Origin of the sequence: Bradyrhizobium sp. ORS 86 (assembly GCF_045571475.1) — a bacterium.
Taxonomy (GTDB): Bacteria; Pseudomonadota; Alphaproteobacteria; order Rhizobiales; family Xanthobacteraceae; genus Bradyrhizobium.
The window spans coordinates 5,130,129-5,147,344 of the sequence record NZ_CP120699.1; the positions used below are offsets into that span (position 1 = coordinate 5,130,129).

Annotated in this window: 15 protein-coding genes; 2 read left to right on the forward strand and 13 right to left on the reverse strand. The window is 65.5% G+C overall.

Features of this window, described 5'->3' with window-relative positions; genetic code table 11:
- Positions 1–66 precede the first annotated feature (66 nt).
- The 9 genes from P6U25_RS23890 to P6U25_RS23930 form a co-directional block, all read right to left on the reverse strand.
- Positions 67–1,086 carry a branched-chain amino acid ABC transporter permease gene (locus tag P6U25_RS23890; protein ID WP_407147218.1) on the reverse strand — a complete coding sequence of 340 codons (1,020 nt, stop codon included), beginning with the start codon at positions 1,084–1,086 and terminating at the stop codon, positions 67–69.
- Between the two features lie 5 nt (positions 1,087–1,091).
- The gene (locus tag P6U25_RS23895) at positions 1,092–1,958 is read right to left on the reverse strand and encodes a branched-chain amino acid ABC transporter permease (RefSeq protein ID WP_407147219.1); all 867 of its coding nucleotides are present in this window, start codon (positions 1,956–1,958) and stop codon (positions 1,092–1,094) included.
- Between the two features lie 126 nt (positions 1,959–2,084).
- Positions 2,085–2,783 (reverse strand): ABC transporter ATP-binding protein, encoded by a 699-nt coding sequence (locus P6U25_RS23900; RefSeq protein ID WP_407147220.1) that lies wholly within the window; start codon positions 2,781–2,783, stop codon positions 2,085–2,087.
- On the reverse strand, positions 2,770–3,501 hold the full coding sequence (locus tag P6U25_RS23905) for an ABC transporter ATP-binding protein (protein ID WP_407147221.1): 732 nt from the start codon (positions 3,499–3,501) through the stop codon (positions 2,770–2,772). The genes P6U25_RS23900 and P6U25_RS23905 overlap by 14 nt, the downstream gene beginning before the upstream one ends.
- A gap of 1 nt (position 3,502) precedes the next feature.
- On the reverse strand, positions 3,503–4,822 hold the full coding sequence (locus P6U25_RS23910) for an ABC transporter substrate-binding protein (RefSeq protein ID WP_407147222.1): 1,320 nt from the start codon (positions 4,820–4,822) through the stop codon (positions 3,503–3,505).
- Positions 4,823–4,860: 38 nt separating this feature from the next.
- Complete coding sequence (locus P6U25_RS23915; protein WP_407147223.1) at positions 4,861–5,946, reverse strand: CobW family GTP-binding protein; 1,086 nt, start codon at positions 5,944–5,946, stop codon at positions 4,861–4,863.
- Entirely contained in the window at positions 5,946–7,613 is a 1,668-nt protein-coding gene (locus tag P6U25_RS23920) for an amidohydrolase (RefSeq protein ID WP_407147224.1), read from the reverse strand. The genes P6U25_RS23915 and P6U25_RS23920 overlap by 1 nt, the downstream gene beginning before the upstream one ends.
- A gap of 189 nt (positions 7,614–7,802) precedes the next feature.
- Complete coding sequence (locus P6U25_RS23925) at positions 7,803–9,380, reverse strand: gamma-glutamyltransferase family protein (protein ID WP_407147225.1); 1,578 nt, start codon at positions 9,378–9,380, stop codon at positions 7,803–7,805.
- Positions 9,381–9,714: 334 nt separating this feature from the next.
- Entirely contained in the window at positions 9,715–10,389 is a 675-nt protein-coding gene (locus P6U25_RS23930; RefSeq protein WP_407147226.1) for a response regulator transcription factor, read from the reverse strand.
- A 229-nt stretch (positions 10,390–10,618) separates the two neighbouring features.
- Between P6U25_RS23930 and P6U25_RS23935 the strand changes: the two genes are divergently transcribed.
- On the forward strand, positions 10,619–11,821 hold the full coding sequence (locus P6U25_RS23935; protein ID WP_407147227.1) for a serine hydrolase domain-containing protein: 1,203 nt from the start codon (positions 10,619–10,621) through the stop codon (positions 11,819–11,821).
- Between the two features lie 766 nt (positions 11,822–12,587).
- On the forward strand, positions 12,588–13,502 hold the full coding sequence (locus P6U25_RS23940) for a PaaI family thioesterase (protein ID WP_407147228.1): 915 nt from the start codon (positions 12,588–12,590) through the stop codon (positions 13,500–13,502).
- 46 nt (positions 13,503–13,548) lie between these two features.
- On the opposite strand, the gene P6U25_RS23945 is transcribed toward P6U25_RS23940, so the two are convergent.
- From P6U25_RS23945 to P6U25_RS23960, 4 genes are all read right to left on the reverse strand, one after another.
- Entirely contained in the window at positions 13,549–14,265 is a 717-nt protein-coding gene (locus tag P6U25_RS23945; protein ID WP_407147229.1) for an HAD family hydrolase, read from the reverse strand.
- Entirely contained in the window at positions 14,262–15,185 is a 924-nt protein-coding gene (gene cbbX / locus P6U25_RS23950; protein ID WP_407147230.1) for a CbbX protein, read from the reverse strand. The genes P6U25_RS23945 and cbbX overlap by 4 nt, the downstream gene beginning before the upstream one ends.
- A 109-nt stretch (positions 15,186–15,294) precedes the next feature.
- Positions 15,295–15,720: a ribulose bisphosphate carboxylase small subunit gene (locus P6U25_RS23955; protein WP_407147231.1), complete on the reverse strand. Its 426-nt coding sequence runs from the start codon at positions 15,718–15,720 to the stop codon at positions 15,295–15,297.
- A gap of 12 nt (positions 15,721–15,732) precedes the next feature.
- Positions 15,733–17,190 (reverse strand): form I ribulose bisphosphate carboxylase large subunit, encoded by a 1,458-nt coding sequence (locus tag P6U25_RS23960; RefSeq protein WP_407152594.1) that lies wholly within the window; start codon positions 17,188–17,190, stop codon positions 15,733–15,735.
- Between the last annotated feature and the right edge of the window lie 26 nt (positions 17,191–17,216).

Sequence of the window (17,216 nt, forward strand, 5' to 3'; positions counted from 1 at the left end):
CGCCTCCCCATTTTAAATCCGCTGTCGCCAGCATACAGGCAAAGGCGGCAGCATGAAGCCCCGCGCTCATCCCGCCGTCTGTTCCGACACGCCTGGCAGCACCGCGGTTGCGGCCGGTCGCGGTGCGGCGCGCTGCACGTCCAGGAGGCGTAGACCAATGCGGTCGCGCAGCACCGGCCAGATCCCGCGTGGCGCCACCATCATGACGATAACCGCGATAACGCCGAGCCCGACGAGATACCAGCCGCCGGTCAGCCCGAGCGGCCCGGTCATCACTTCGCGCAGGCCGAAGAAGATGATGACGCCGATGATCGGACCTTCCAGCGTCCCGATCCCGCCGATGATGACGATGAACATCATGTAGACGGACCAGTTGACGTCGAACGCCGCCAGCGGCGCGATGAAGAGATTGCCCATGAAGCTGAGCGCACCGGCGAGGCCACATCCCGCCGCCGACAGCACGAAGGCAACGAAGCGGTTGTGCTGGACGTCGACGCCGACGCTCATCGCGGCCAGATCATTGTCGCGCACGCTCATTAGCCCCAGCCCGAAGCTCGAGGTCATCAGGCGGTACAGCGCCGCGATGGTGACCAGCGTCAAGCCTCCCGCGAGCCAGAACATGATCGGCTCGAACCAGTCGAAATCGATCAGCCTGCTGGTGGCGAGCGGCATCCCCGATGTGCCGCCGATCGCCTGCGACTTCATCGTGAACGCGCCGATGATCTCGGCAAACACCCACATCGCGATCGAGAAATAGGCATCGCGCAGCCGGAACAGCGGAAAGGCGATGACGGCGGCAACGGCGGCGGCCACGAGCGGAGCCACCGGCAGCACCCAGACCGGATTGATCTCGAGCCAGCCTGAGGTCAGGAACAGCGCGTAGGCGCCAAAGGCGATGAAGACCTGATGACCGAGCGACACCAGCCCGGCATAGCCGGCGAGCAGGTTCCACATCTGCGCCATCGTCAGCAACAGCAGGCACTCCGTCGCGAGTCGCAGGAAGCCCTCGTTGACCACGAATGGCGCGCCCGCGATCACCGCGACCAGAACGACGGCACAGGCTGCAAGGATTGTCCGCATCGGCATCGGCGTCACACCTTGCTCGCCACAAGGCCGGACGGCCGGATCAGCAGCATGATAAAGAACAGCAAGTGGGCGTACAGCAGCCCGGCGTTCGGATCGATCTTCAGCCCGATCAGTTGCGCTATGCCGAGCGCGATGCCGCCGAGCAGCGCGCCCCAGAACGAGCCGAGCCCACCGAGCACGACGACCTCGAAGGCAATCAGGAGCCGCTCCGCGCCGGAGAACGGCGTAAAGCTCGAGCGCACCGCCAGCAGCACGCCGCCGATGGCGCCGAGCGCCAGCGACAGGCCCATCACGTAGTTGTAGACACGGTCGGGCTTGACCCCGGACAGCCGGACGATGTCACGCCGGTCGGCGGTGGCGCGCACGATCCGCCCGAACTCGGTGTGGCGCAGGATCAATTGCAGCGCCATGAACAGCAGCGCGGCCAGCACCAGCGTCAGCAGCGGCATGATGCCGATGGTCAAACCGCCGATCTCCAGGCTCGCGCGCGAGAGTTCGCCGACCTGAAGACTGCGCACATCGGCACCGAACACCTCGACCATCACGTTGCGCAAGATCACCGACACGCCGAAGGTCAGCAGCAGCGGCGAGAGCGGATCGGGCGACGTCACCACCCGGTTGACAATGACGGCCTGGTAGATCCATCCGACCGCAAACGACACGCCGATCACCGGGATCAGCATCAACAGCGGCGGCACCGAGGGAAACAGATTGGCGAGCAGCACCGCGCAGAACGCGCTCAGCACCATGAACTCGCCATGCGCAATGTTGACCACGCGCATCACGCCGAACACCAGCGCCAGCCCGATGCCGAGCAGGCCGTAAAGGCCGCCGAGCAAGGCTCCGTTGATCAACGTCTCAACCCAGATCATGTCTCACCGCTCGGTTTGTGAATGGTCGGCGCTATGAAAGTCCGCGCGCCCACTGATCACCTCTCCCCGACGGGGAGAGGTGGCGCACCTCCCACGCGGCACTGACTCGATCCGACCTCATCATGCTCAATTGCCAAAATACGCGTGTGTCAGTTGCTCAGGCTGCAACCCCTGTGCCGGCCCGGTCAGCGAGACCCGCCCCTTCAGGAGGCAATAGATCCGCTCCGATGTCGCGAGTGCGCGCTTGACGTCCTGCTCGACCAGCACGACGGCGGTGCCCTCACCGCGGATATCCGCAAACGAGCGATAGATCTGCTCCACCACAACGGGCGCGAGCCCGAGCGATATCTCGTCGCACAACAATAGCCGCGGATTCGACATCAGCGCGCGGCCGATCGCCGCCATCTGCTGTTGGCCGCCGGAGAGCTGCCCCGGATACATCCGCCGCCGTTCCTCCAGAATCGGAAACAGATCAAATACCCGGCGCAACGTCCAGCTTCCAGACCGCCGATTCACCGTGCCCATCAGCAGGTTTTCCTCGACGGTCAGCGAGTCGAACAGCAGCCGCCCCTCCGGCACCATGATGAGGCCGAGCCGTGACACCTCCTCCGCCGGCATGCGGGAGATGTCGGCGCCGTCGAAATGGATCGCGCCCGAGCGCTCCTCGTTCAGCCCGACCAGTGCCTTCAGGAAGGTCGATTTGCCTGCGCCGTTGGCGCCGACCAGCGCCACCGCCTCGCCATCCGCAACGGTGAAGTTCATGTCGAACACCGCCTGGAGATCGCCATAGAAGATTTGCAGGCCATTCACGTCAAGCAACGCCATCGGCCTTCAGTCCCATGTAGATTTCGCGCACCACGGCGCTGTCCATGACTTCCGCCGGCGGCCCTTCCAGCACTTTGCGGCCGAAATCAAGCACCAGAATCCGATCCGACACCGCACGCAGCGCGTGCGGAATGTGCTCGATCCAGATGATCGCATGATCGGCCTTGACCGCGTTGATGATCGCAACGAGACGCTCGACCTCCGGCTCGGTCAGCCCTGCGGCGATTTCGTCGAGCAGGATCAGCGCGGGCCTCGAGGCGAGCGCCTTGGCGAACTCCAGCCGCTTGCGGTCGATCAGCGGCAAGGCGCCCGCGAGCTTGTCCGCCTTGGCCTCAAGCCCGGTGCGTTGCAGCACCTCCATGGTCCAGGCGGAGGCGGCCTCGCCGTGCAGGCCCGCACCGTAGGATGCCGCCACCAGCGCATTCTCATAGACCGACAAATGCGGAAACGGTTGCGGAATCTGGAAGGCGCGCCCGAGACCCATGCGCGCGCGGCGATGCGGCGGCAATCCGGTGATCTCCTCGCCGTCAAGCATGATCGAGCCGCCGTCGGCCGTGAGCAGGCCGACGATCAGGTTCAACAGCGAGCTCTTGCCGGCACCGTTGGGGCCGATCACGCCGAGGCACTCTCCACGCGCCAGCTCGAAGCTGACGTCGTCGGCGACGACAATTTCGCCGAAGCGCTTGGACAGGCCGCTGACGCGCAGAAGCGGTGCCATCTCAGGCCAGCTTGGAGAGCAGTGCGAGGTCGGCCTGCTTCGGAATGAACGGCGCCGTTCCGTTGTGCACGATCAGCAGCTCGTATTTCGATTTGCCGCCCTTGGTCTTGCGCCATTGTCCGCCCGACAGCGAGGTCACGGCAACGCTCTTGATCGGGCTGTCCTTGAACTTCACCTGCCCGACGACCGTCTCCATGTCGAGACCCGCGATCGCGTTGCGCAGCGAGTTCCTGTCCTTGGGATCGCTGTTCTGCAAAGCTGCAAGTGCGACCTCCCACAGGGCATGAGCGTAGCCGATCGGCTGGGTCCATTGCTTGCCGGTGGTCTTCTCCCATTCCGCGGCGAGCTCCCCGGCGCTCTGCCCGGTCAACGACGACTTGAACGGATAGGCCGGCGTCCACCATACCTCGGTCGACATCCCATCGCCGCGATCGCCGAGCGCATTCACCGCGCTCGGAAACAGGAACGCCGCCGCCACGGTGCAGATCTGCGGCCGGAAGCCGGCCTGCGCCGCCTGGTTCCACAGCGTCACCCAGTGATTGCCATAGGTGAAGCCGGAGACGATATCGACGCCGTTGTTCTTGAACGCAGAGACCTGGTTGGTGAAGTCATCGGTCGCGATCTGGAACTTGCCAGCCGAGAACTCCTGGTAGCCGGCCTTGGTGATGCCGCCGGGCAGACCGACCTTGGGATCGGAGAAGGCCTGCCCCGCCGGATTGTCGATGTACAGCGTGCCGACCTTCTTGTTGGTGTCGACCGACTGCCACATGCCGAGGAAATTCTTCACGACGTCGTCGGCGCCCCAGAAGAAATGGAAGCTGTAGGGGAAGCCCTTGTCCGGCGTGCCCTTGCGCGGGAACATCCAGCCCTGCCACGGCACCATGGTCGAGATCGAGGGAATGCCGCGCGCGTCGGAGAGCTCCTGCACCGGCGCCTGCGCGTCGCCGTCCTCGATCAGGATCAGGTCGCATTTCTCGCGCAGCACCAGCTCGCTCGCCACGACCGACGAGCGGTTCGGATCGGATTGATTGTCCTTGAAGACGAACTCGACCTGATAGGTCTTGCCGCCGATCTTGAGGCCGTCCTTGAGGCGGGCCTTGATACGCTCGTGGATCCAGGTATCAGGCTCTGCGAACGGCGCGCGGACACCAGAGAGGCAGCCGACCCAGCCGATCTTGATGGTGTTGCTGGCGGCGCGGGCAATGTTGACCAGCGGCACGTTCATCGCGGATGCAAGGCCCGTCGCACCGACCGCCTTCAGCAGGGTGCGGCGGTTGAGCCGGCCGGCGGATAGCGATTTCGTTCTCGACCCTTCAGTCATGTCCCTCTCCCTGACCAATCATTGAAATATTCGCCGCCTCAAGCTGCTGATCGCTGGATGGCCGTGCGGCTGACGGCCGCGAATTTGCACAATGTGTTCTCGATGATCCGGCGCGGGATGCTGCGCACGATGAAGACCAGCCGCGAGCGCCGGTCCGCCGACGGCCAGCCGCCAAGCGTGATCGGCGGATGGAAGACGTGCTGGACGCCGTGCACGACGACAGGCGCATCCGGCTGCTCGGCGACGTTGACGATCGCCTTGAAGCGCAGCAAATCCTCGCCCTTAAGCGCCGCGACATAGTCGAGCCAGCGCGCGAACGCATCGCGGCGGATCGGCTCGTCGATGATCAGGCTGTAGGACGACATACCCTGATCGTGCGCCTGATGGCTGTGATGCCCGCAGTGCTCGCCTTCGCAATCATGATGCGCGTGATGGTGAGGTTGGTTCGCCGCCTGCGACGCCGCCTCGAACCAGCGCACCACATCGGCGGACCGTGCGGCCGGGTCGAACAGGCCGGCATCGAGCACCTTGGCCGGATCGACGATCCCGTTCCGGACGTGATGGCGAACCGTGACCGGATTGATTGCCGCAAGCCGCGCGTCGAGCCGCGACAGCGCATCGCTGGAAGCGAGATCGGTCTTGGTGACCAGCAGCCGATCGGCGACCGCGACCTGCCTGGCCGCCTCCGGATGGGTGCGAAGCGTGTGTGCGCCGTTGACGGCGTCGACGGTGGCGACCACGCCGTCGATCCGGTAACGGGCAACGATGCCGGGCGCGGTCATCAGCGTGTGCAGCACCGGCACCGGATCGGCGAGCCCGGTGGTCTCGATCAGCACGCGGTGAAACGGCGGGATCGTCCCTGCGGCGCGGCGGGAGGCCAGATCGGCGAGCGTCTCGATCAGGTCCTCGCGCACCGAGCAGCAGATGCAGCCATTGTCGAGCAGGGCGAGTCGATCCTCGCTGCTCTCGACCAGCAGATGATCCAACGCCACCTCGCCGAATTCGTTGATGATCGCGACCACGCCGTTGAGCTCGGCCTGGCGCAGCAGATGGTTCAGCACCGTGGTCTTGCCGCTGCCGAGGAAGCCGGTGAGAACCGTGACCGGGATTTGATCCGCGCCCATCACTTGCCCCGTTCGTACACCTTGCGGCCCTCGAAGAAGGTCATCTCGACACGCGTATCCGCGAGCTGGTCCGGCGGGATGTCGAAGATCATCTGGTCGAGCACGATCAGGTCAGCCGATTTCCCTGCTTCGATCGAGCCGATGGTCTGGCCGAGGCCGGCGGCGCGTGCGGCATCGATGGTGTAGATATCGATCACGGTCTTGAGGTCGAGCGCCTGCTCAGCCCAGAGCGACTTGCCGGGAAAATCGCCGGTCGGGTTCTGCCGCGTCACCATGCCCTCGATGCCCTGCCAGGGATCGGGGATCGGGATCACCGGCCAGTCCGAGCCGCCGGCCATCAGCGCGCCGGCGGTCTTCAGGTCCTTGTTCGGCCAGAATCGCTGCGCCCTCTCGTCGCCCATCGCCGCCTTGTGCGCCTCGAGGAAGATGGTCGGATACCAGATGATCGGCGACAGGTCTGCCGCCACGCCGAGCTCGGCGAAGCGCGGCACGTCCTCCGGCGCGATGTAGCTCGCATGCGCGATATGGTGGACCAGATGGGTCGGGCCGTTGAAGCTGCGCACGACGTCGATCGCATCGAGCGCCTGCGTCACCGCGGCGTCACCGGCGCAATGGATCTTGGCAGCGAGCCCGAGCTTCTCGCAGCGCCCGAGCCAGCGGATCAAGTCCGGCACGGTCAGCATCGTTGAACCGCGGAAGCAGCAGCCACGCACGGGATCGGCGATGTATGGCTCGTGGAATGCGGCCGTCTTGGCGCCGGGCACGCCGTCGAGGAACACTTTCGCATAGTCCGGCTTGACATGGGCGCCGCGATACTGCTCGCGCAGCGCAAACAGCTCCTCGCCGGCCTTGCCGAACATGAAGCCGGGCTCGACCACCGGCATCGCGCACACCGCCCAGGCGGTGAGCTCGCCGCGATCGTCGAGCCCCTTCAGCGCGGCCATGATCGGCTGCATGCTGGCGGCGTCGATAAAGGCGGTAACACCATAGGCGTTCAGCACCGAGATCGAACGCGCCACCGCGGCGCGGTCCATCTCCGCGGTGTAATGGCCGGACGCCGCGAGCGCCCGCTCCACCAGTCCCGACGCCGCCTCGATCATCACGCCGGTGAGCGTGCCGGCCTTAAGGTCGCGGCCGATCTCGCCGTCGGTCGGGTTCGGGGTATCGGCCTTCACGCCGGCAAGCCGCAGCGCGGCCGAGCTAGCCCAACGATTGTGGTAGCTGTCGTCGCGCAGCACGACGGGATGGCCGAGGCAGGCCGCGTCCAAGAGCGCGAAGGACTCCGCAGTGTTGAGCTCGTTCAGGAGATTGTTGCCGAACTGGCCACCGACGATCCAGGCGCCCGGCGCGGCGGAGGACGCCGCCTTGTGCAGGGTCTCGGCGATCCCCGGAATGCTGTCGCTGGAGGCAAAGCGCAGCTCGTAGAGATCGGCCTGCCCGCCCATCATGATGTGGTTGTGGATGTCGACGATACCAGGCATCGCCATCCGCCCGGCGAGATCGATGGTCGCGGTGCCCTCGCCGATCAACGGCGCGACGTCGCGCTCCTCGCCGACCGCAATGAACCGGCCTGCCTTCACCGCAGCGCATGTCGCCCAGGGCTGCTTTTGGTTCGACGTATAGATTCGGCCGTTGCGAAACACCGCGTCGGCGAAGCGATTGTCCATCTGGATCAACTTCCCGGTTGAGATGCGTGTCGGCTGGCGCCGATGGCCACGCAGCAGCGGAGGCCCGCAGATCCGCGGACGGACAGCTCGGCACCCTGAGCAAAAAGGTTCGGCAAGTCGCGCTTTGGAACAATCCACCATCCGGTGGATGCTCGCTCGGCTCCCGCAATGCAGGCAGCCGATCTTGGCTCAAAACCCGAGCGCCAGCCCGTCCTTGCGGTGGTCGGAGGCGCCGAACAGCACGCCGCGCGCGTGGTCGATGCGGATCGCCTGGCAGCCGCCGATCGGCTCCTCGGAGAACCGCGCCTCGTGTCCCCGCGCCCGCAGTTCGTCGCGGATCGCGGGCGGGATCGTCGTCTCCAGCGACAGTACGCCGTCGAAGGCGAACGAACGCGGTGCCTCCGCCGCGGCCTGGATGTCCATCTTCATGTCGAAGATGTTGGACAGCAGATTGGCGTGGCCGGCCGCCTGGTAGTGCCCGCCCATCACGCCGAATGACATCACGGTCTTGCCGTCCTTGCGGACAAGGCCCGGGATGATGGTGTGCATCGGGCGCTTGCGCGGCCCGAGCGAATTGGGATGTCCGGGCCTGGCGCGAAAGCTCCAGCCGCGATTGTGCAGCAGGATCCCCGATTTCGGCGCATAGATCCCGCTGCCGAACGGATAGAACAGCGAGTTGATCAGTGAGACCGCGTTGAGGTCGCGATCGACCACGGTGACGTAGACCGTGTCGCGATGCTCGATGTCGTCCCAGGTCGCGGGCATTGACGCGCGCGCCATGTCGATCCGGCTCCGGATATCGGCAATGTAATCTTCGGCGAGGAACGTAGCCGGGTCGACGTTACTCGTCGCGGGATCGCAAAAATAGACATCGCGGGCACGGTAGGCCGCCTTGGTCGCCTCTGCCAACAGATGGATGCGATCGGCGTGCGAGAGCGCGCCGACGTCGAAGCCCGCGAGCGTGCGCAGGATCATCAGGGCGGCCAGGCCCTGCCCGTTCGGCGGACATTCGACCACGTCGTGGTCGTGGTAGCGCGCCGAGATCGGGCGTACGCAATCCGAAGTGTGTGCAGCGAAATCGTCGGTCGTGTGCGCGCCGCCGAGCTCGCGGAGAATGCCGACCATCTCGTCGGCCGCCGCGCCTGCATAGAAGGCGTCGCGCCCGTGCCGTGCGATGTTGCGCAAGGTCGCGCCCAGTGCCGGTTGCGTGCGGATATCGCCAGTCGCAGGCGCGGCGCCGCCGGGAAGGAACTGCGCCGCCGCATTAGCATCGATCTCGATCCGCGCGCGAAAGCGCCGCCAGTCCTCGGCGACCCGCGGCGTGACGCAGAAGCCCTGCTCGGCCGCCGATATCGCCGGCCGAAAGATCTCCTCCAGCGACTTGCTGCCGTGATCGGCGACCAGCCGGCACCAGGCATCGATCGCGCCGGGCACGGTGACTGCTTCCGGCGCGGTCGGCGGAATGTCGCGCTGGCCGCTCTCGGCATACTTTCCGACGTCGGTCCCGGCGGGCGTGCGGCCTGAGCCGTTCAGCGCGATCGGCTCGCCGGCCTTCGGAGAGTAGAGCGCAAAGCAGTCGCCGCCGATCCCGGTCATCTGCGGCTCGACCACGCCCTGCACCGCCACCGCCGCAACCGCAGCATCGACGGCGTTGCCACCGGCCTTCAGCATCTCGACCGCAGCGAGCGTCGCCTGCGGGTGCGAGGTCGCGGCCATGCCACGCTCCGCAACCGCAACCGATCGGGCGATGGACATGAAATCGCGCATCTCGTCTCCTTCCACGTAGCAAGCGGCAGCCGCTCGCCAACATTGTCGAAGACGACACCGGTCTCGGGACTCTCAGCCGACCGCGGCGGCGGCGACAATCGACCAAATGGTGGAGTGAAAAGAGCGCGAACGTCACCCCGTCATCGCGAGGAGCGAAGCGACGACTTGTCCGCCGAAGCCTTTGGCGAAAGCGGAAGCAATCCATAGCTCAGCAAGCTGTGGCATGCATTGCTTCGCGGAGCCTGTCATCGGGCGCGCGTTCGCGCGACCCGTTGGCTCGCAATGACGCGGATATCCAACAGGTCCGAGGGGCACACGCGGCGCCCCGCCGCCCTCAGTGCGGCCGCGACATCAACGCGACAACCGCGGACCGCGTCTCGACACCGAGCTTCTCGAAGATATGGATCAGGTGCGTCTTCACGGTCGCGAGCCCAATGCCGAGGCAGTCGCCGATCTCGCGGTTGGTCCGGCCGCAGCACAAGAGCTCGATGACCTCCATCTCGCGCGAGGTCAGGCCATAGCGTGCCGGCTCGTCGGCCGAGGACGAAAGACGGCTGGTCAGGTTGAACTCGAGATAATCGTGAATCTTCTCGGCGATGTTCATGCTGCCGTCCGGAATCTTGCAACCCGGCGCCCACAGCACGCTCATTCCGGCAACGATCCGGTCGTTGCGGCGGAAGAAGAACTCGATCATGTCGGCGACCCCGCATTGGCCGGCGAAGGCGCGATAGGTCGCCGCCTCCGCAGTGGCGCAGCGATCGAGCGCGACGCTCAGGCGGGCAATCGGCTGGTCGCTCGCGGAGCGTGGATGCAAGGGATCGAGCCGGTTCATCCCGGCCAGGTACTGGTCGTGGAAGCTCGGCGGGACGTTGCTCGAGAGCACGAAGCGGTTGAGGTTGAGGTTGCCGTCGACCTCGTAGAACGCCGTCGCGGACCCCTCGAGAATCCCCCTCGCGAAATTGATGGCTTGCGTAGTTGCCGGATCCGGTCGGCCCAGAAGCGCGAACATGACCTTCCCTCCCGATGTTTCCCGATGACGGACGTCTGCGCGTCGCGTGGCCGACCACGCTGGGGCAGACGCGCGGCATAGTCAAGCAAATTGCGGGCCAACCATCGGAGTCTCACGCCTCCGGTTACGTCGGGGTCACTCGCGCTCCCGGCTCCACCATCCGGTGGATTGCCTGCCGCGCAGGGCACGCGGAACCTCGCGGCGTCTCCATGTCATTGCCGGACCAACAATGAATTCGCGTCGCATCATGGCCGCCTTCCCTCCGGCGGCCGAAAATCAAGTCACGCTCGCCAACTGGCGGCAGCATCCATTCAGCGAATGGGCATTCCGCAACGTGCGCGAGCTTCTGCCGACCGCGAACATCGCGCGCTCGCGCGAGCCATCGCCGTTATCCGTTGCGCCGGTCTATCTCGATGACGTCAGCTTCGCGAACCCACAAGGCTCAGCGATCGGCGTCAACGACGCGCTGCGCATCAGCCACACCGACGGCATCGTGGTGTCGCATCGCGGCCGGATCGTCTTCGAGTGGTATGCCCATGGCCTGACGCCGGACAGCCAGCATCTGATCTTCTCGGTCAGCAAGTCGATCGCCGGCACGCTCGGCGGGATTCTTGCCGACAAGGGCAAGCTCGATCCCGACGCGCCCGTCATCAGCTATATCCCGGAGATGGAGGGATCGGTCTATGGCAGCGGCTGCACGGTGCGGCATCTGCTCGACATGAGCGTCGGCATCCGCTTCGACGAGGACTACATGGCGCGCGACGGCGACGTCATGAACTACCGCCGCTCGACCGGATGGGAGCCGCCGGACCCGAGCCTGCCACCGACCAACCTGCGCGACTATCTCAGGACGTTACGGCCGAACGGCACTACGCACGGCCACACTTTCCACTACGTCTCGACCAACACGGACGTGCTCGGGTGGATCTATGAGCGCGCCTGCGGCATCTCCTATGCAAAGATCCTGTCGCAATATCTATGGCAGCCGATGGGCGCCGAGCACGACGCCTACATCACGGTCGATTCCCGCGGCGCAGCCCGCGCTGCCGGCGGCATCTGCGCGACCTTGCGCGACCTCGCGCGCTTCGGTGAGATGATGCGTAACAATGGAGTCAGCAACGCCCGGCAGGTAGTGCCGAGTTGGTGGATCGACGACATCAGGCACAACGGCAACGCCGAGGCCTGGTCGCGCGGCGACCTCACGAAGGTGTTTCCGAACGGTAATTACCGCAGTAAGTGGTACACCATCGACCGCGGCAAGACGCCGTTCGCCGCGGTCGGCATCCACGGCCAGTGGATCTACATCGACCCGGCCAACGAGACCGTGATCGCGCGCGTCTCCTCGCAGCCGCTGCCGATGGACCTCGATCTCGATCACATGTGGCTGCGCGGCTACCGCGCGATCGCTGCGAAGCTTGGCGGCAAGTCCTGAGCGGATCACGATGCCCCACGAGGGGCAGGAATTTTTCCGTCGACACCTGACTGGCGCGCCAAGCACTGAGTTGCCCGACGGCGCAAGCCCCCGCTGCAAAAATATTTCGGTTTTAAAGAATTACAATCCAGTGTATGAATAGCCCCGTCTCACCCGCTTGAGGGGCGCTTCGCGATCGTCACGAGTGCTGGGTCGGGATGCGGTGGACGCCGAGCGTGTGACTGACGAGCATATGCGAGGCGGACGGTGAAGTCGTGCAGGCCTGACGCCCTAGTGGCAGGTGTCCTGTTGCAAGACGCAATTGCGTCTCGCAACGGCGGTGACAACCAAGCCCAGTCTCGCCGGGGCGAGCACGTATAAGCCGTAACCCATCGCGCAGGGAAAGCCGGAGTGTTTCCGGTTACACCTGTGGTCCTACCCCCGAGCTTTTCTACCATTGCTCGGGGCCCATGGGTGCGATCGGCACCCGGCTTTCCCTGCGCCCTCTGTCCAAGAGAGGGCGGAACGAGATGCAAAGCTCGGACAATTCATGTCGCGAGAACGTGGACGCACATCTCGGTCGTCATGGCCCGCGCAGGCGGGCCATCCAGTACGCCGCGGCGTCTCGGCTCAAGCGCTGACGTCTCTGGAATACTGGATCACCCGCCTTCGCGGGTGACGACACCGCACTGGTTGACAGTTGAACCCGAAACCTTCCCGCGTCCTCGCCACAGCACGCGCCCCTCCGCCCTTTGCCTGCCCGACGCCCTGGTCTACAAGCACCGCCATGACCGACTCCTCGAACCCAACTCTCCCATTCGACGAACTGACGCGCGCCATCCAGGCCCGTCGCTCCATCTACGGCGCAATCAGCGGGCTGCGTCTCGAGCGCGCCGCGCCCGGCGAAGCCTGGTCGAGCCTGGCCTATCGCCCGGAGTTCGTCGGCGACACCGAGACTGGCGTCCTGCACGGCGGCGTCGTCACCGCCATGCTCGACGAGAGCTGCGGCATGGCCGTGCAGCTCGCACTCGACGGAACCCGCGCGATCGCCACCCTCGATCTGCGGATCGACTACCAGAAGCCGGCGACGCCGGGGCTCGACATCCGCGCGCACGCGGTCTGCTATCGCGTCACCCGCCTGATCGCCTTCGTGCGCGCCACCGCCTATCAGGAGTCCGAGGATGATCCGGTTGCCACCGCGACCGCCTGCTTCATGATCGATGCCAACCGGAGCAACATGCTGATGGATCGCGCGTCGGCCCTCGCCGCATCGTTGCCGAGCCTCGAAGCGGCGGATGATCCGGATGGGCCGTTCGCCGGCAGCCCGTTCGCGCGATGTCTGGGAATCCGCGCCGGCCATGACGACACGCTGGTGATGCCGTTCTCGCAACAGATCATCGGCAACCCGATCCTGCCCGCGATTCACGGCGGCATCACCGGTGCATTCCTCGAAACGACGGCGATCGTCGGTGTCACGCGCGAGCTCGGCGTCGAGGCGCGGCCGAAGCCGATCGGCCTCACCATCAACTATCTGCGCTCCGGCCGCGCGCTCGACAGCCACGCCCGGGTGTCGATCGTCAAGCAGGGCCGGCGTGTCGTCGCGTTCGAGGCGCAGGCCTGGCAGGACGATCCGACCAAGCCGATCGCATCGGCTTTCGGGCACTTCATGCTGCGGCAGGCGCCCGGCCTCGATGAGGGATAGCGCCGCGAGCGGTCATCCACCCGGCGTCAGGAGCGCCTGCCGCTGTTCAGTAGTCGATTTCGGAGAGATCGCCGACCACCAGCAGGGCCCCCGCGAAATCGTCCTCGCCAAAATAGGCGCTCCGGGTGATGACGGCGGGAATCCCGGCGCGCGATGCGGCCATGAGACCGTTGCCGGAATCCTCGATGGCGATGCAGTCCGCAGGACCGAGCCCGAGCCGGGCCAGCACCTCGAGATAGACATCGGGCGCGGGCTTCTTGCGGGGCACATCGTCGCCGGCGACGATGGTCTCGAACAAGCCGGCCCAGTCAGGTCCGAGCGCGACCGCGAGCAGCGCATCGATGTTGCCGTGCGAGGTCGTCGTCGCGATCGCCAGCCGCTGGCCGCGGCTCCGCGCGCTGCCGAGCCAGGCCCGGACACCCGGCCGGAGCGGACAGCCGCCCGACGCAATCAAGGCGGCGTAGCGCGCGGTCTTGATCCTGTGCAGGTCGGCGATCTCGGCAAAGGTCAGCGACGGTGTGGCACTGCGCTGGTCGAACGCGCGGATGCGCTCCTTGCCGCCGGCAACGCGAAGCAGCCGTCCATAGGTTACCTTGTCCCAGAACCAGTCGAGGCCGGCTGCGGCGAACGCCTCGTTGAAGGCGCGGCGGTGCACTTCCTCGGTCTCAGCCAAGGTGCCGTCAACATCGAAGATCAGCGCGCGAGCGCTAGCGATCACATCACGCATCCCGGCGGTCCGGATCGCTGCGAGCGCCTGGTTCATCGCCGCTCGCCCGCCGTCCCCTTGGTGAACACGCGGCTCGCCAGCACGTCGCCGGCCTCAATCGCCATCACGTCGTCGGCCGTGAGCGTGCGGTCGAGCTTGGCGACGATGCGGTTGGCCTGGCGCAGCCGGATCCGGTCCAGCGCGTTGCGGATCGAGCGCGCGTTGGAGAACAACGGCTGCACCTTGCGGGCAGCGATGTAGCGGATGAAAGCCTCGCGTGCTTCCGGAGAGAAACGATAGTTCTGCTGCTGCAGCATCAACTCGGCGATCCAGAGCAGCTCGGCGTCCGAATAGTCGGGGAAGTCGACATGGTGGGCGATGCGCGAGCGGAAGCCCGGATTGCTCTGAAAGAACTTCTCCATGCGGTCGCCATAGCCGGCCAGGATCACCACCAGGTCCTCGCGCTGCTGCTCCATCACCTGCAGCAGGATCTCGATCGCCTCCTGGCCGTAGTCGCGCTCGTTCTCGGGGCGATAGAGGTAATAGGCTTCGTCGATGAACAGCACGCCGCCCATCGCCTTCTTCAGGATCTCCTTGGTCTTCGGCGCGGTGTGGCCGATATACTGCCCTACCAGATCATCGCGCGTCACGCTGATGACGTGGCCGCGGCGCACGAAGCCGAGCCGGTGCAGGATGCCGGCCATCCTCAGCGCCACCGTGGTCTTGCCGGTGCCGGGATTGCCGGTGAACGACATGTGCAGGGTCGGGAATGTCGTCGCCAGCGCCATCTTCTGCCTGATGCGCTCGACCAGCAGCAGGGATGCGATCTCGCGGATGCGCGTCTTCACCGGCTTGAGCCCAATCAGTTCGGAATCGAGCTGGTCGAGGACTTCGCCGATGCCGAGATCGGCAAATTCATGCCGGAGGTCGACGGTCTCGAGCGGCGTCTGGCGGATTTGTTCTTGCGGTTGCGTCATCGTCCTCTCTTATCGAAAAGCTCCGTCGCCGCGCGGCAGCGACGACGGAGAAGTGCATCCGGACCAGGGCGGCCGAGGGAGCAATCCGCCTGGCTTCGACCGGACGCGGTCACTGGTCGGCGTAGCGCTCCCCCTCGGGGCGCGTGGCGGCATAGGCCTGCGTCGCGTAGCGGATGTTGCGCCCAACGGATTCCTGGCGCTCGAGCCGGAAGCCCGGCTCCTCGCGCGGCCGGTTCACGATGAACGAGATACGAACCGACTCCCAGCCGTGACTGGAATCGAAACCGGAGATCCGGATGTAGCGGTCGCCATAGACCCGCCGGCAGTCGGCGAGCTCCTTCATGATGCCCGCGGCATCCCGCAGGTCGAACATCGGCAGGCCCCACATCTCCCAATAGGTGTTGCGGGGATGCGGATCATCGGTGAACTCGATGTTCACCGCCCAGCCTTTGTCGAGGCAATATTGCACCTGCGCGGCGATCTGGTCGTCGGTGAGATCGGGCAGGAACGAAAAGCAGCCCTGGGTTATGCGCATGAGAAACTCCTCTCAGACCGCCATGCTCGGCGTAGGAACGAAATCGGGAGCATCCGTGGAGTCGTAGTTGAAGGTGACATCCTTCCAGACTTCGAGCGCCTCGCGCAGCGGCGTGCAGGTCTGCGCCGCCTTGGCCAGGATCTCCGGACCTTCGTGGACATAGTCGCGTCCCTCGTTGCGGGCGAGGATCATCGCCTCCAGCGCGACGCGGTTGGCGGTGGCGCCGGCCTGGATACCGCGAGGGTGGCCGATCGTGCCGCCGCCAAACTGCAACACGACGTCCTCGCCGAGCAGATCGAGCAACTGATGCATCTGGCCGGCATGGATGCCGCCGGAGGCCACCGGCATCAGCTTGTTGAGGCTCGCCCAGTGCTGGTCGAAGAACACGCCGTGCTCGAGCTGCATCGGATTGAAATCCTCGCGGCAGATATCGTAGTAGCCGCGCGTCGTGTTGGGATCGCCCTCGAGCTTGCCGACCACCGTGCCGGCGTGGATGTGATCGACACCGGCCAGTCGCATCCACTTGGCGATCACGCGGAACGAGACACCGTGGCTGCGTTGCCTGGTATAGGTCGAGTGGCCGGCGCGGTGCAGATGCAGGATCATGTCGTTCTTGCGCGCCCACTTCGCCATCGACTGGATCGCCGTATAGCCGATCACCAGATCGATCATGACGATGTTGGAGCCGAGCTCGTGCGCGAACTCGGCGCGCTCGTACATATCCTCCATCGTCGCCGCGGTGACGTTGAGATAGGTGCCCTTGATCTCTCCGGTCGCGGCCTGTGCGCGGTTGACCGCCTCCATGCAGTACAGGAAGCGCTCGCGCCAGTGCATGAACGGCTGCGAGTTGATGTTCTCGTCGTCCTTGGTGAAGTCGAGCCCGCCCTTCAATGCCTCGTAGACGACGCGGCCGTAGTTGCGGCCCGACAGGCCGAGCTTCGGCTTGACCGTGGCGCCGAGCAGAGGACGGCCGAACTTGTCGAGCCGCTCACGCTCGACGACGATGCCTGTCGCCGGACCCTGGAAGGTCTTGACGTAGGCGATCGGCAGCCGCATGTCTTCGAGCCGCAGCGCCTTCAGCGGCTTGAAGCCGAACACGTTGCCGATGATCGACGCCGTCAGGTTCGCGATCGAGCCCGGCTCGAACAGGTCGAGATCGTAGGCGATATAGGCAAAGTAGCTGCCCGGCGAGTTCGGCACCGGATCGACGCGATAGCACTTGGCCCGGTATTTCTCCGCGGCGGTCAGCCGGTCGGTCCACACCACGGTCCAGGTCGCGGTCGAGGATTCGCCCGCCACCGCGGCGCAGGCTTCCGTCGGATCGACGCCATCCTGCGGCGTCACGCGGAACAACGCGATGACGTCGGTGTCCTTGGGCTCGTAGTTCGGCTCCCAATAGCCCATGCGCTTGTATTCCATCACGCCGGACTTGTAGCGATCTTTGCCGCGCACCGTGATCGACTGCTGCATATTCATATGGATCTCCTGTCGTTCGC